This window comes from uncultured Holdemanella sp., assembly GCF_958348295.1.
Lineage (GTDB): Bacteria > Bacillota_I > Bacilli_A > Erysipelotrichales > Erysipelotrichaceae > Holdemanella.
The window spans coordinates 1-14,559 of the sequence record NZ_CATVYQ010000052.1; the positions used below are offsets into that span (position 1 = coordinate 1).

Annotated in this window: 13 protein-coding genes and 2 tRNA genes; 11 read left to right on the top strand and 4 right to left on the bottom strand. The window is 33.7% G+C overall.

The genetic code is table 11. The features are described from left to right. The first annotated feature begins 103 nt into the window (after positions 1 to 103). The 4 genes from Q3907_RS09070 to Q3907_RS09085 are packed head-to-tail and all read left to right on the top strand — an operon-like array spanning position 104 to position 2,957. A complete protein-coding gene (locus Q3907_RS09070; protein WP_301898043.1) occupies positions 104 to 1,567 on the top strand; it encodes a DUF1846 domain-containing protein in 1,464 nt (487 codons plus the stop codon). Between the two features lie 9 nt (positions 1,568 to 1,576). Then, positions 1,577 to 1,864, top strand: a complete 288-nt coding sequence (locus Q3907_RS09075; RefSeq protein ID WP_301898044.1) for a hypothetical protein — start codon at positions 1,577 to 1,579, stop codon at positions 1,862 to 1,864. Further along, entirely contained in the window at positions 1,864 to 2,163 is a 300-nt protein-coding gene (locus Q3907_RS09080; protein ID WP_118012099.1) for a hypothetical protein, read from the top strand. Before Q3907_RS09075 ends, Q3907_RS09080 begins: the two co-directional genes overlap by 1 nt. Positions 2,164 to 2,171: 8 nt before the next feature. Continuing rightward, positions 2,172 to 2,957 carry a nucleoside phosphorylase gene (locus Q3907_RS09085; RefSeq protein ID WP_301898045.1) on the top strand — a complete coding sequence of 262 codons (786 nt, stop codon included), beginning with the start codon at positions 2,172 to 2,174 and terminating at the stop codon, positions 2,955 to 2,957. Here the strand turns inward: Q3907_RS09085 and Q3907_RS09090 are convergent. Further along, positions 2,954 to 4,450 carry an NAD(P)H-hydrate dehydratase gene (locus tag Q3907_RS09090; RefSeq protein WP_301898046.1) on the bottom strand — a complete coding sequence of 499 codons (1,497 nt, stop codon included), beginning with the start codon at positions 4,448 to 4,450 and terminating at the stop codon, positions 2,954 to 2,956. The genes Q3907_RS09085 and Q3907_RS09090 overlap by 4 nt on opposite strands. Positions 4,451 to 4,551: 101 nt before the next feature. Here Q3907_RS09090 and Q3907_RS09095 point away from each other — a divergent pair, with 101 nt between their 5' ends. The 3 genes from Q3907_RS09095 to Q3907_RS09105 are packed head-to-tail and all read left to right on the top strand — an operon-like array spanning position 4,552 to position 8,358. Beyond that, positions 4,552 to 6,159, top strand: a complete 1,608-nt coding sequence (locus Q3907_RS09095) for an oligosaccharide flippase family protein (protein ID WP_295563062.1) — start codon at positions 4,552 to 4,554, stop codon at positions 6,157 to 6,159. A 1-nt stretch (position 6,160) separates the two neighbouring features. Next, positions 6,161 to 8,011 carry a tRNA uridine-5-carboxymethylaminomethyl(34) synthesis enzyme MnmG gene (mnmG, locus tag Q3907_RS09100; RefSeq protein ID WP_301898047.1) on the top strand — a complete coding sequence of 617 codons (1,851 nt, stop codon included), beginning with the start codon at positions 6,161 to 6,163 and terminating at the stop codon, positions 8,009 to 8,011. Positions 8,012 to 8,064: 53 nt separating this feature from the next. Beyond that, positions 8,065 to 8,358: a septum formation initiator family protein gene (locus Q3907_RS09105; protein ID WP_295645541.1), complete on the top strand. Its 294-nt coding sequence runs from the start codon at positions 8,065 to 8,067 to the stop codon at positions 8,356 to 8,358. Between the two features lie 64 nt (positions 8,359 to 8,422). Here the strand turns inward: Q3907_RS09105 and Q3907_RS09110 are convergent. Next, positions 8,423 to 8,508: transfer RNA gene (locus Q3907_RS09110), tRNA-Leu, on the bottom strand. A 14-nt stretch (positions 8,509 to 8,522) separates the two neighbouring features. Further along, positions 8,523 to 9,818, bottom strand: coding sequence for a 23S rRNA (uracil(1939)-C(5))-methyltransferase RlmD (rlmD, locus tag Q3907_RS09115; protein ID WP_301898048.1), 1,296 nt, complete (start codon positions 9,816 to 9,818; stop codon positions 8,523 to 8,525). Between the two features lie 110 nt (positions 9,819 to 9,928). On the opposite strand from rlmD, the gene Q3907_RS09120 reads away from it, so the two are divergent. The 4 genes from Q3907_RS09120 (at position 9,929) to Q3907_RS09135 (ending at position 14,038) form a co-directional block, all read left to right on the top strand. Next, positions 9,929 to 10,354, top strand: coding sequence for a MarR family winged helix-turn-helix transcriptional regulator (locus tag Q3907_RS09120; RefSeq protein WP_301898049.1), 426 nt, complete (start codon positions 9,929 to 9,931; stop codon positions 10,352 to 10,354). A 10-nt stretch (positions 10,355 to 10,364) separates the two neighbouring features. Further along, the gene (locus Q3907_RS09125; RefSeq protein ID WP_301898050.1) at positions 10,365 to 12,095 is read left to right on the top strand and encodes an ABC transporter ATP-binding protein; all 1,731 of its coding nucleotides are present in this window, start codon (positions 10,365 to 10,367) and stop codon (positions 12,093 to 12,095) included. Next, positions 12,085 to 13,908 (top strand): ABC transporter ATP-binding protein, encoded by a 1,824-nt coding sequence (locus tag Q3907_RS09130; RefSeq protein WP_301898051.1) that lies wholly within the window; start codon positions 12,085 to 12,087, stop codon positions 13,906 to 13,908. The genes Q3907_RS09125 and Q3907_RS09130 overlap by 11 nt, the downstream gene beginning before the upstream one ends. A gap of 53 nt (positions 13,909 to 13,961) precedes the next feature. Continuing rightward, positions 13,962 to 14,038, top strand: a tRNA-Arg gene (locus tag Q3907_RS09135). Positions 14,039 to 14,205: 167 nt separating this feature from the next. On the opposite strand, the gene Q3907_RS09140 is transcribed toward Q3907_RS09135, so the two are convergent. After that, complete coding sequence (locus Q3907_RS09140) at positions 14,206 to 14,529, bottom strand: hypothetical protein (RefSeq protein ID WP_004613237.1); 324 nt, start codon at positions 14,527 to 14,529, stop codon at positions 14,206 to 14,208. Between the last annotated feature and the right edge of the window lie 30 nt (positions 14,530 to 14,559).

A 14,559-nucleotide genomic window follows, 5' to 3' on the forward strand; every position in this document is an offset into this window, starting at 1 on the left:
AGTTGGGCTTGCCCCTGCGAAGATAGCTAGCTGCCGGGTCCTTTTTTTTTGCCTTTTTTTATTTTTTATTGTAAAATAATTCGTTGTATGGAGAGTAAAAAATATGAAAAAAATTGGATTTAATAATCAAAAATATTTAGAAATGCAATCTAAGCGTATTATGGAGCGTATTGCTCAATTTGGAGATAAATTATATTTGGAATTTGGTGGTAAATTATTTGATGATTATCACGCATCTCGTGTTTTACCTGGATTTTCACCAGATTCAAAACTACAGATGTTGATGCAGTTAAAGGATGATGCAGAAATTGTTATTGTCATTAACGCCAATGATATCGAACAAAATAAAACGCGTTCAGATCTTCAAATTACTTATCAAGAAGATGTTTTACGTTTGATCAATGAATTTACACAACGTGGATTATATGTTGGTAGTGTTGTAGTGACACAATATAATCGTCAAAAAGCGGTTGATTTGTTTAAGGCTCGTTTAAAACGTAGAAAAATTGATGTGTATTTCCATTATTATATTGAAGGATATCCTACAGATACGAAAAAAATTATTTCTGATTCTGGATTTGGAAAAAATGACTATGTTAAAACGACTCGTCCATTAGTTGTTGTAACAGCTCCTGGTCCTGGTAGTGGAAAAATGGCTACATGTTTATCACAGTTGTATCACGAACATAAACATGGAATCAAAGCTGGATATGCAAAATATGAAACATTCCCAATTTGGAATCTTCCATTGAATCATCCTGTCAATTTAGCTTATGAAGCAGCAACTGCAGATCTTGCAGATGTAAATATGATTGACCCATTTCATTTACAGGCTTACAATGAAGTTACAGTAAACTACAATCGTGATATTGAAATTTTCCCAGTATTAAAAAATATTTTTGAAGAAATTTATGGTTCTAGTCCTTATCAAAGTCCAACAGATATGGGTGTTAATATGGCTGGACTTTGTATCAGTGATGATGAAGCTTGTTGTAATGCTAGTAATCAAGAAATTATTCGTCGTTATTTTGTAAGTAAAAATCGTTATGTACATGAACTTTGTTCGCATGAAGAAGTTCAAAAACAAGAAGTTGTGATGAATAAAGCTGGAATCACTGAATTAGATCGTCCATGTGTTATGGCTGCACGTAAGAAAGAAGAAGAATCTAAATCTTTTTCTGGTGCTATTGAATTAGATGATGGAACAATTATTACAGGTAAAACGACAAACTTAATGGGTGCATGTTCGTCTGTATTAATGAATGTATTAAAATATCTAGCGGGTATTGATAAAAATAAAGTGTTGATTTCTCCTGAAGCAATTGTTCCTATTCAAAATCTAAAAACAGAATATTTAGGTTCAGTCAACCCAAGACTTCATTCAAATGAAATTTTAATCGCATTATCAGTTTCAGCTTTACATAGTGAAGACGCAAAGAAAGCGTTGGCTATGTTACCTAAATTGAAAGGTATGCAGGCACATGTAACTTGTGATGTTGCGGATGTAGATTTAAGTATTTATGCGAATTTAGGCATTATGCTTACTTATGATGCTAATAAGAAATAGGAGGCTTTTATGGCAAAATCAATTCCTAGCTCTGGAGCAGGAGCTGTTCGTATTATCTTAAAGAATAAGGATGCTTTTCATTTTGATTTAAGAGAAAAGAAAGAAGATAACGGAAAACAAAGTTATTTGTTTGATGTATATTATGAAAATGCTACAGGTACTTTAAATGTATTGATGGATAATGGGAAACCCGTTATTGCGGCGTTGAATTTAAGTTTGGGTAAAGTTATTACTTTATCTAACGATACAAATTTAAAAAAATTATGTAAATATGTTATAGATCAGGTGAATGCTTAATGAAGATAAGATTACATGTTGTTGTAGATAAAGAAGATGATGCGATTGTTGAACTTGTTCAAAATGCATTGAATGAAATTTGTTCAAAAATGTCTTATTCTCCAAGTCGTTTACAGCCTAGTTTAGCAGGTTGTATGGAATTTTATGCGACAAGTGAATTAGAAGAAAATGAAATTGATGATCTTTTATCTAAACTCAACAATGATTGGGATGGAGAAAAAGATGATTGTCAAGCTTATAGCTTTAATACGACAATGTTTCATCCAAATGTCTACTACTTACAATTCCAATCTTTCTAGGACATATTATGATCGATTATACACAAGGTTCAAATCGACAATATCATACTCAATTATCTGAAAGTGATGTTGGTGAATACGTTATTCTAACGGGTGATCCAAAAAGAGTAAAGGATATCGCATCGTATTTAGATGACGCTTATTTTGTTGCGGATAACCGTGAATATGTTACTTATTCAGGATATATCAATGGGGTTTTGTGCAGTGTAGTTTCTACCGGCATTGGTGGAGCTAGTACTGCAATCGCAATTGAAGAACTTGTTCAACTTGGATGTCATACTTTTTTACGTGTAGGTACTAGTGGTGGTATGCGACTTGATGTTCAAGGTGGCGATATCGTGATTGCGAGTGGTGCCATTCGCCAAGAAGGTACTACACGTGAATATGCACCCATTGAATTTCCAGCTGTGCCAAGTTTTGATGTATTAAGTGCCCAAGTAGAAAGTGCAAGAAAATTGAATCTTTCTTATCATGTTGGAGTTGTTCAAAGTAAAGATTCTTTCTTTGGTCAACATGTACCTGAAACAATGCCAATTTATCCGGAATTGCAAAACAAATGGGATTCCTATTGTAAGCTAGATTGTTTAGCATCTGAAATGGAATCGAGTACTGTGTTTATTGTTAGTCAAACGCGTCATGTTCGTAGTGGAGCTATGTTTTTGTGCTTGGCAAACCAGGAAAGAGAAAAAGCAGGATTATCAAACATTCAAAATCATGATCTAAAACCATTGATGGAATGCGCCGTATCAACGTTAAAAAAATTAATAGAAAAAGACGAGGCTGAGAATCACTAGGATCTCAGCCTTTTTAATACATTTGGAATGTTGTTGATAATATCTTCAGGCATAAAACTTGCCGAATCAATATCGAGTTTAGCACTTTGCGAATGAATGTAGGTAGCACATAACGCGGCTTGTAAAGGATTCTTACATTGACCGAGCATGGCTACAACAATACCACACAATATATCTCCGCTGCCTCCTTTGGCAAGACCAGCATTTGGTGCATCTAAAACATAGACATTGCCTTGATGGGCAATATAGGTTTGACTTGATTTTAAAATGAGTACGCAATTTTTGTATTCTTTAGAAAAGTCACGTGCAACTTCAAATGGATTGGATAAGATAGTTGATATGTTGATACCTGTTAAGTCCGACATTTCTTTAATATGCGGAGTTAAAATCGTAGTTTCGTTTCGTTTTAACAAATCAATATTTTTTTGCGTAGCCCATAAAGCATCGGCATCAAGAACAATTTTTTTGTCACTCTTTAATACTTGTTCCACTAAGGATATTGTAACATTATTCTTTTGCATACCATTTCCAATGGAAAGAATAGAATAGTCATTCATGTTTTGTTTCAAGCTTTCAATAGCTTTTGAACTAAAGGTTCCATTACGATCACTACATTGTAGAAGCATATAAAAATCAGATTTGATCGCAAGAATATTTGAAATACATTCTGGAACCATTAATGTGAGTGTTCCAATACCACTTTTATAAGCACTCAAGCTTGCCATATGGATGGCTCCATGCATGTTTTGGCTTCCACCAATCATCAAGGCTTTGCCAAAAGTTGACTTATGAGCCGTTAATGGACGATCTGGGATATGGATATCCTTTTCGTTTAAGACTTTTATTATGTCCATACACTTTTGATGTAGAATTTGTGGGATGCCAATATCTACAAGATATAATTTTCCACAATGACTTTTACCATCATTTAACCATTGTCCTTGCTTATAGCAATCTAAGCTGATTGTGTAATCTGCATGAATAGCACAGCCTAAAATATTACCCATTGTGGCATCGATGCCACTAGGCATGTCGATACTGATAATGGTTGAATGTGTTGCGTTTACATTTTGAATCATCGCTTTATAAAAACCTGTGATGTCTCTAGATAATCCGTTGCCAAAGATGCAGTCAATATAAACTTCATATGTTTCGTTTGGTAGGTTATAGTCATATTCAATATTGAGATTTTGAACCATTTGAAATTGAATTTTTTCTTCCTCAGACATATTTTTGACTTCTGGAACAACTACAAATAATTTTGAATATTTAGTTTGAAGTAGTCTAGCGATAGCTAATCCATCAGCACCATTGTTTCCAGGTCCACAAAGAATACAGATGGATTTATCTTTTGATACAATATCTTTAATGATCTTTGTTGCTTCTATAGCTGCATGTTCCATAAGAATAAGACTAGGAATTTGATATGTTTCTATAGCCGCATGATCGATGTTTCGAGCCGTAGCTTGTGTATGGATATAGGCATGATACATAATTTCACCTTCTTCATATTTACTATACTCTTAATGACTAAAAAATGATAATACTTTTAAAGATGTATGTTATAATTATGAAATTGGAGGTATTTTATTCTATGTCAAAATCTTCAGCGGCTAAAAAGTCGATTATAGTTGGCGGCCTGATAGGTACGGGTGGTCTATTTGTTTCAAAATTAATTGGATTGGCATATACAATTCCATTTTCATATATACTACAGTCAGAAGCATATCAATCTGTATATGCACAATCTTATAATATATATGCCTATTTATTGACTATATTTCAATCGGGAGTTCCTTTTGCGGTGGCAACTTTAGTAGCACGCTATATCGCATTAGAAGATGCCAAAAGTGTAATTTTAGTTAAAAAGATTGCGTTTGCGATATTAGGATTAACTGGATTTGTGGGAATGATTCTCTTATTCACTTTATCCAATGTCATTGCGCCAGCCATGGTTGCCAAAAATGTAGATATCATGGCAAATTGCTTAAAAATATTATCTTTAGCTATTTTCCTTGTTCCAGTTTTATCGGCATTTAGAGGATATTATCAAGGCCTAAAAGAAATGGAAGAATATGCATTCTCTCAAGCTTTTGAACAAGTATTTCGTGTAGCTTTTTTATTAAGTACTGCTTGTTTAGTTGTATATGCGTTTGGGTGGGATAAAAAATATGCGTTATATGCAGCTGTTATGTCAACTTCTGTGGCAACGATTGCGGCAATTGCACAATTCGCGTATTTTGATCGTAAACATCAATATGTAGTAGATGCAATGGCAAGTAAACAAACAAAGGCTTGTCGCTCGGCTAAAAAGATTTTTAGAGAAATTCTTATTTTGGCAATTCCATATTTGGTTGTTGCGATTTTAGGAAATATTGACCAGATATTTAATGGCTTTTTATTACCAACTGGATTAAAGATGCATTATAATGCGAAAGATACAACAACTGTTATTTCTGCATCAAACTATGTTGCTGGAAAATTAAATGCGATTCCAATGATTTTGGGTCCAGGGTTCGCAACAGCTATCATTCCTCATATTTCCGAAGCTTTATCTAAGAAAAATTATAAACTAGTAAAGAAGAATGTATTGGATAGTATCAATGTTGTATTATATGTTGCAATCCCTGTATCTTTCTGTATTTTTGCGTATGCAGGACCATTGAATTATACTTTATATTATTCAGAAAATTTAGAATTATGTACGTTTGTTGTACAATGGATGGCTTTAGAAGGCTTTTTGTCAACTTTGGCTCCATTAGTTACGAATTTAATGGTTTCTTTGGAATTAAGAAAATATGTATTAAAAAATCTAGCGATTGGTGTTTTGATCAAAGGTGTTTTATTAATTCCATTTGTATGGATCATGGGAATTGCTGGAGCTATTATTTCAAGCTTAATTGGTACAGGATATATTCTTTATAAAAATTTGAAAGAAATCCATGATGTATATAATATCTCTTATCACAAGACGATGATTATAGTTATACGTATTTTGATTGGTTTACTTGCTTTATGGATTACTTCAATTCTATTATCAAAACTTGGACTATATGGAGTGGAAGGTTCAAAATTAGTATGTTTATTTAAAATGTGTTTGAATGGTTTATTAAGTGTAATTGTATATGTGGTTGTTACTTTATATTTAAAAGTTCCACAAAGTATATTTCACTTTCAATTAAGAAAGAAATCGGGTGTATAAAATGTATTATGATGTTGTAGTTATTGGAGCAGGACATGCAGGTATTGAAGCGTGTTTAGCTTCAAGTCGAATGAATAAAAAAACCGCAATTGTTACTCTAAGTAGGGATATGATTGGGTCTATGCCATGTAATCCAAGTGTAGGTGGACCTGCAAAGGGAATAGTGGTACGTGAAATTGATGCGCTGGGTGGTATGATGCCTATTGCGGCGGATAAAACTGCTTTACAATTTAAAATGTTGAATACGACAAAAGGACCTGGAGTATGGAGTTTGCGTGTTCAAAGTGATAAGATAGCGTATAAGCGTTTTATGAAAAAGGCTTTAGAAGAACAAGAAAACTTAGATATTATTGAAGCTGCATGTAAGAGTGTAGTTATTAAAGATAAAAAAGCCATTGGTGTTGAATTAGAAGATGGTACTTTTGTAGAAAGTAAAGCGGTTGTTTTAACAGCTGGTACATATATGACAAGTAATGTCTTAAGAGGACATACTTCAACTGTTTCTGGTCCTGAAGAACAAAGAACAGTGAATACTTTATCACAGTCTTTGCGTGATGCAGGTATTCGTACATTCCGCTTGAAAACGGGGACACCACCTCGTGTAAAAATGGATACGATTGATTTTTCTAAGGCGGAACCTCAACCTGGGACAAATCAGTTCTTGCGTTTTAGTGAGACAACAAAACCAGAAGATGTATTGCCTTTTGAGAAACAAGAAATTTGTCATTTGATTTATACACAGCCTAAGACACATGAAATCATTCATACACATTTACATGATTCAGCCATGTATTCAGGATTGGTTAAAGGTGTAGGACCTCGTTATTGTCCGAGTATCGAAGATAAATTAGTTCGTTTTGCGGATAAGGAAAGACATCAGCTTTTCTTAGAACCGGAATCAAAAGAATTGGATACCATTTATATTCAAGGTTTTTCAACATCTATGCCAATTGATGTACAAGAAGAAATGGTTCATTCATTACCTGGCTTAGAGCATTGTGTGATTGAAAAATATGCGTATGCAATTGAATATGATGCAATCGATCCACTTCAAATGAAACCAAATATGGAAAGTAAAATCGTCGAAAATTTATTTACGGCAGGACAAGTCAATGGTACAAGTGGTTATGAAGAAGCAGCTGGTCAAGGTTTAATGGCTGGTGCAAATGCAGCTTTGAAAGTGGATGGAAAAGATCCATTTGTGCTTCGTCGTGATGAAGCATATATTGGTGTTATGTTGGATGATTTATGTACAAAAGGTACGAAAGAACCATATCGTTTGTTGACCTCACGTGCTGAATATCGATTGTTGTTGCGTCATGATAATGCGGATCAAAGATTACTAGAAAAAGGTTATGAAATTGGTTTGGTTTCCCAAGCAAGATATGATGCGTTTAAAAAGAAAATGGAAGCTGTAGAAGCAGCTAGAGAAGAGCTTTCTAATGCACATATTAAGCCAAATAGTGATGTGAATGAATATCTACAAACATTAGGTTTTGAACCATTAGCACATGGATGTAGTGCATTGGATTTGATCAAGCGTCCTAAAATTACGGTTCGTGGATTGGCAAAATATACTGGATTAGACTATGAAAATCAAATTAATGAACAAATTGAGATTCAAACTAAGTATGCGGGTTATATTGCCAAGGCAAAGCGTGATGCCAAGCATTTACAACAAATGGAGAAAATGAAACTTCCTCATGATTTGGATTATGAAAATATGGATAATCTTTCATTAGAGGCAAGACAAAAATTGACGGAGATTCGTCCTTTGACTTTAGGACAGGCAAGTCGTATTTCGGGTATTAATCCGAGTGATATAGCAATTTTGGCTATGCGTGTGAAATAATTTTCATTGAATTCGTTTTCAAATATATGTTATATTAAAAAGGGGATTCATTTATGAAAGGAAGACGAAAAAAGGTTCAACATTTTTTTGTATATATTATTATGCTGGTTATGTCTGGCTTTTTGATTATGGGTGGTATACGACAATTGGCTATGACTTATGAATTAAAGGCTAGTATCAATCAAAAGCAGAAAGAAAAAAAAGATTTGTCTACAAAAAAGAAAGAATTAGAAAAGACAAAACAGAATTTGACAAATCCAGAATATGTTGAATATATCGTGCGCGGAAAATACTTAGTGACAAAAGAAGGGGAACAAGTATTTAAATTTCCAAGTAAAGACAACTAGGCCATTGTGGTCTAGTTTTTTTTGTGCAAAATAAAAAAGTGCCGGAGCACTTTTCATATCTATATGGTGAGGCCGATGCGATTTGAACGCACACGAGCATTACTCACTACCCCCTCAAAGTAGCGTGTCTACCAATTCCACCACGGCCTCATAGTGTTAAAATATTACACTATTTTTGTAAGCTTGGCAACACATTCAAGTCCAATAGTTTGACAAAACATGTCAACGGGTTGTACGTATTCGCATTGATACCCATATTCTTTAAATACTTTTAAATCTCTTGATAATGTTTTAGGATTACAAGAAACATATACGATTTTATTCGGTTGCATTGTCACTGTATCTTCAATACCATTTTCTGTCATACCTTTTCTTGGTGGATCAATAAAAATAACATCAATTTTATCATCTTTATGATCATGTGCAAAATCTGTGGCATCCTGACAAATGTAGTGACAATTATCAAGATGATTCATTTTAGTATTGTCATTGGCATTATCTACAGCTTCTTTAACGATTTCAACGCCAATCACACTTTTGGCATGTTGACTTACAGCCATTCCAATAGTTCCAGTTCCAGCATACATATCAATGCATGTTTCATTTCCAGAAAGATTAGCAGCTTTAATGGCTTGGCTATATAGAACTTCCATTTGTTTAGGATTGACTTGAAAGAATGCTTTGAAGTGTAATTTTACTTTATTACCTAAACACTCTTCAATAATAGAGTCATTGCCATATAACACTTTATATGTATCGCCTAAGATCACATTGTCATTTCGTGTGTTGTAGTTAAATACAATACTTGTGATATTTGCGAATGTGTTTTTTAATTGGTCAGATAAAGATATAATATTTTTTTCGTTTTTACCGATAAATACGACTTGAATTTCATCTGTACTTGAGTGGCGGATAAATACGTGTCTTAAATCTTGAGCCATTTTAAGTGTGATCTTTTTTTGAATAAAGCTAAATACTTCATTGATCACATGGTCTTGAATCTTACATTCTTTGCATGTAACGACATCATTTGAATGTTGGCGATAAAATCCCATTTGTACTTTTCCATCCTTAATTTTAACAGGAAATTGAGCTTTGTTACGATAGTACCAAGGATTATCCATTCCTAGAATTGGCTTTACTTCTATATCTTCAAAAAGTTTTTTAACATGTTTATATTTATAGTCTAATTGATAAGCATACTTCATGTGTTGCAGTTGACATCCACCGCATGTTTTGGCAACTTCACAAGTTAATTCTTGGCGGTTAATACTTGGCTTTAAAAGTTCAATAATAATACCAAAAGCGTATTTTTTGTTGACCTTAACAATTTTAATTTTTGCCTTTTCACCAATCAATAAGTTAGGAACAAAGACGACCATATCGTCAATTTTAACAACGCCGCTATTTAAATCTGTATCATCGATACATGTTACAATATATTCTTCATTTTTTTTCATACATAAGTATGATAACTAAAAAATCAGAAATTGACAAATGGAATTGTTTGAGTAAAATATGTAGCATACTATATAAATATATAGCATGCTATGAAAATGAGGCGAATACAGTGCGTGATAATGATGAGATTGGTTTTTATTTTAGTTTGATTAAGAAAAAGATGGACAAACATATGAATGAAGGATTAAAAAAGTATGATTTGACAAAATCTCAGCGTGACGTTTTAGGATATTTGCATTTTACGGATAAGGATCCAGTCATTCAAAAAGATATTGAAGAGCATTTTCATATTTCAAATCCAACTGTTACAGGAATTCTAAATCGCTTGGAACAAAAGGGATTTATTGAAAGAAAATCAAATCCAAAAGATAAACGAGTTCGTGCTATTGTGTTAACACAAAAAGAGCAGGATCTTCATGAGGATATTGAAAATCAGATTCGTATCATGGAATCTAAGTTTGAAAATGCCTTGGGCATAGAGAAACAAAAACAATTATTAGAGATTTTAAAGGAACTTGCTAAAAATTTAGAATAAGGGGGTTTTTATGGTTAAGACTTTATTAAAAGAAGTGAAGGAATATAAAAAGGATACATTTTTAAGTCCTGTTTATGTTTCAATTGAGGCTATACTTGAAGTATGTATTCCTTTTTTAATGGCAATCCTAGTTGATAATGGTATTGAAAAAGGGAATATGAAATCAATTTGGTTTTATGGCTTTTTGATGTTGGTGGCAGCCTTTGTATCTTTGTGGGCTGGTGCTAAAAGTGGAAAGCATGCGGCAATCGCATCGAGTGGTTTTGCGAAGAATTTAAGAAAAGCGGAATATCGCAAAATTCAAGAGTTTTCATTTTCAAATGTTGATGCTTATTCAACAAGCGGATTGATTACTCGTATGATGACGGATGTGACAAATATTCAAAATGCGTATCAGATGATGATTCGTGTTTGTGTTCGTGCCCCATTGATGCTTATCGCATCTTTGGTCATGGCTTTTATCATTAATAAAGAAATGGCTATGATTTTTGTGGCTGCCGTACTTGTTTTAGGCGTTGTTTTATTTGGAATTATTTTTATTGTAAGTCCCATCTTTAGTCGCTTATTCTCTCAATATGATCTATTGAATGCGAGTATTCAAGAAAACATTTTAGGGATTCGTGTAGTGAAGTCATTTGTTCGTAAGGATCATGAAATTGAAAAGTTCCGTAAAGAAAGTGAGACTATTTTTAGTATTCAAGGGAAAGCTGAAAAAATTTTGGTGTTTAACTCTCCTGTGATGCAACTTTGTATGTATGGCACAATTCTTTTGATTTCGTGGTTAGGTGCTCATCAAATTGTGGCTTCAAATATGACAACCGGAGAATTGATGTCTTTATTTACATATACCGCAAGTATTTTGATGTCTCTAATGATGATGAGTATGGTTTTTGTCATGGTGACAATGTCGATTGCGAGTGGAAAACGAATTGCCGAAGTATTAAATCAAGAATCAGATCTTACAAGTCCTGAAAATGGCATTCAAACGGTAGAGAATGGAACCATTGATTTTGAGGATGTTTCATTTCATTATGGAAATGATGAAGACGTTTTAAGTCATATCAACTTACACATTCCTTCAGGATCAACTCTAGGAATTCTTGGTGCAACAGGATCGAGTAAATCGAGTTTAGTACAATTGATTCCACGATTATATGATGTAACACAAGGGAGTGTTAAAGTAGCGGGAATGGATGTTCGTGATTATGATTTAAAAGTATTGCGTGATAATGTGGCAATGGTTCTACAAAAGAATGTTTTATTTTCGGGAACAATCAAAGAGAATATGCGTTGGGGAAATCCAAATGCGACTGATGATGAGATCATGGAGGCTTGTAAATTAGCGCAGGCAGATGAATTTATTCAATTGATGCCAAGTAAATATGATACGTATATTGAGCAGGGTGGATCGAATGTTTCGGGTGGACAAAGACAGCGTTTGTGTATCGCTAGAGCTATATTAAAGAGTCCTAAAATTTTGATTTTAGATGATTCCACAAGTGCAGTGGATACAAAAACAGATGCTTTGATTCGACAAGCATTCTTAGAGAAGATTCCACATACAACTCGAATCATTATTTCACAGCGTGTTTCAAGTATCCAAGATGCAGATCAGATTCTTGTGATTGACGATGGAAAAATTTCTGGTTTAGGTACGCATGAAGAATTATTAAAATCGAATGCGATGTATAAAGAAACTTTTGAAGCACAAAATAATGGAGGTGATTTTGATGAACAATAGAGATACAAATAGTTTAAAGCGTGTAATTAAAGAAACAATCACTTCTTATAAAATTGAAAGTTTTATTGTGCTTGTATTAATTATTGTGTCAAGTATTGCCAATGTATATGGAAGTATGTTTTTAAAGAGCTTGATTGATGATTACATTGTTCCATTATTATCACAAACAGTTCCCAATTATGTGCCTTTATTAAATGCATTAATGAAATTGGTGATGATTTATGGTGTAGGTATCTTAGCTACATATGGATTTAATCGTATAATGGTAACAATTTCATTGGGTACTTTAAAACATATTCGTGATGAATTGTTTGAACATATGCAAACATTGCCATTACGTTATTTTGATACACATGCACATGGTGATATCATGTCAGTGTATACAAATGATACGGATACTTTAAGACAATTGATTTCTCAAAGTATTCCTCAAGTTATTGTATCTTTAATGACAATTATCTCAGTTACGATTTCTATGTTTATCTTAAATGTTCCATTGGCTGTTTTAACAATCGCATGTGGTTTATTGATGGTGTATACTTCAAAAAAGATTTCGGCAAAATCAGGTAAATACTTTATTGCTCAACAAAAACAATTGGGTGTAGAAAATGGTTTTATTGAAGAAATGATGGAAGGTAGTAAAGTTATTAAAGTTTTTACGCATGAAGAACAAAGCATCAAAGATTTTGATCAAGTAAATGATGCGTTGTTTGAAGCAAGTGCGAATGCGAATACGTTTGCGAATGTTTTAATGCCAATCGTAATGAACATTGGATATATTTCTTATGTGCTTGTAGCGGTTGTGGGTTCTATTTTTGCGCTAAATCATATTGCTGGACTAACATTAGGTGGTATTGCGGCATTCTTACAGTTGAATCGTAGTTTTACAAATCCAATTGGACAAATTAGTATGCAGTTAAATGCGGTAATCATGGCGGATGCTGGTGCTAAGCGTATTTATGAAATCATCGATACAGAAAGTGAAGTAGATGATGGTGTGGTTACTTTAGAACAAATTGATCATGATCATTGGGCTTGGCATCATCCAAGAAAAAATGGACAAGATGAATTGGTTCCACTTCGTGGAGATGTTCGTTTTGAAAATGTAAACTTCTCATATAATCCAGATAAACAGATTTTATTTGATGTTTCTCTATTTGCAAAACCAGGTCAAAAAATAGCCTTTGTAGGAGCTACAGGTGCTGGTAAAACAACCATTACGAATCTAATAAATCGTTTTTATGATATTCAATCTGGATCTATCACATATGATGGTATTGATGTAAAACTAATCAAGAAAGCAGATCTTAGAAAATCATTAGGCATTGTATTGCAGGATACAAACTTATTCACCGGTACCATTATGGATAATATTCGTTATGGACGTTTAGATGCGAGTGATGAAGAGTGTATTGCAGCAAGTAAACTTTCGAATGCGCATGAATTTATTAAACACTTAGAACATGGCTATGACACAATGATTCATGCAGGTGGAGAATCTTTATCGCAAGGACAAAGACAACTTTTATCCATTGCTCGTGCAGCGGTTGCCAATCCTCCTGTATTGATTTTGGATGAAGCAACAAGTTCCATTGATACACATACGGAGCGCATTGTTCAGGAAGGTATGGATAAGTTGATGGAAGGAAGAACGGTATTTGTGATTGCGCATAGACTTTCAACGATTCAAAATAGTGATGCGATCATGGTATTAGAGCAAGGTCGTATTATTGAGCGTGGTAATCATGAGGACTTGTTGAAACAAAAGGGTAAATACTATCAATTGTATACAGGTGCTTTTGAGTTAGACTAAATTTTAAATTTAAGCTTGCATATATTTTGATTATGTTATAAAATATATGCGTTGTCGACGTAGCTCAGCTGGATAGAGCATGCGCCTTCTAAGCGCACGGTCGGGGGTTCGAATCCCTCCGTCGACGCCATCTTGTAAATAAAGCCCTTATATAAGGGCTTTTTTTCTGCTTATAGATAGTTTTGAAAACCTTTTTGAAAACCTCTGTAAAAAAACAAAGAAACATTATGTCTCTTTGTTGAAAAGGTTTAATCAAAATATTAATGTTTTGATTTAATAAACTGGAATTTGACTTGCCTATTTTCTTAAAATCTCATGTGGAGCTTCTATTTCATTTGCCAAGGTATGCTCTGTTAATTCTGACATCAATTTCAATTTTTTATTAATCAATGGTCGCATACAATTAGGAACATGTTCCTGATGCGCTCTGTGGATTGCTACACATTCCTTACAGTTTCCGTGATAACGACAGGCTTTCAGGCAAGGACAGTGATCTTTGTCTTTATACTCCTTACGAAATTCCGCTGCAAATTCTTCTTGCAGTCTCAGCCCCTCGACACGGTTTCCCTTATGAAATTCTACCATTGCATCCAGTTCTTTCTGGTTCCCTTCAATCTTCATGTTATTATAGCGCCTCCATTTCAACTATTC

What these genes read in the sequence shown, in the direction of transcription:
- Q3907_RS09090 (WP_301898046.1), bottom strand. Translation starts at nt 4,450, where the DNA reads ATGTATCATGCCTATATCCATACACAAGCTACGGCTCGAAACATCGAT.
- rlmD (WP_301898048.1), bottom strand. Translation starts at nt 9,818, where the DNA reads ATGAAAAAAAATGAAGAATATATTGTAACATGTATCGATGATACAGAT.
- Q3907_RS09075 (WP_301898044.1), top strand. Translation starts at nt 1,577, where the DNA reads ATGGCAAAATCAATTCCTAGCTCTGGAGCAGGAGCTGTTCGTATTATC.
- Q3907_RS09070 (WP_301898043.1), top strand. Translation starts at nt 104, where the DNA reads ATGAAAAAAATTGGATTTAATAATCAAAAATATTTAGAAATGCAATCT.
- Q3907_RS09130 (WP_301898051.1), top strand. Translation starts at nt 12,085, where the DNA reads ATGAACAATAGAGATACAAATAGTTTAAAGCGTGTAATTAAAGAAACA.
- Q3907_RS09125 (WP_301898050.1), top strand. Translation starts at nt 10,365, where the DNA reads ATGGTTAAGACTTTATTAAAAGAAGTGAAGGAATATAAAAAGGATACA.
- Q3907_RS09085 (WP_301898045.1), top strand. Translation starts at nt 2,172, where the DNA reads ATGATCGATTATACACAAGGTTCAAATCGACAATATCATACTCAATTA.
- mnmG (WP_301898047.1), top strand. Translation starts at nt 6,161, where the DNA reads ATGTATTATGATGTTGTAGTTATTGGAGCAGGACATGCAGGTATTGAA.
- Q3907_RS09140 (WP_004613237.1), bottom strand. Translation starts at nt 14,529, where the DNA reads ATGAAGATTGAAGGGAACCAGAAAGAACTGGATGCAATGGTAGAATTT.
- Q3907_RS09095 (WP_295563062.1), top strand. Translation starts at nt 4,552, where the DNA reads ATGTCAAAATCTTCAGCGGCTAAAAAGTCGATTATAGTTGGCGGCCTG.
- Q3907_RS09105 (WP_295645541.1), top strand. Translation starts at nt 8,065, where the DNA reads ATGAAAGGAAGACGAAAAAAGGTTCAACATTTTTTTGTATATATTATT.
- Q3907_RS09080 (WP_118012099.1), top strand. Translation starts at nt 1,864, where the DNA reads ATGAAGATAAGATTACATGTTGTTGTAGATAAAGAAGATGATGCGATT.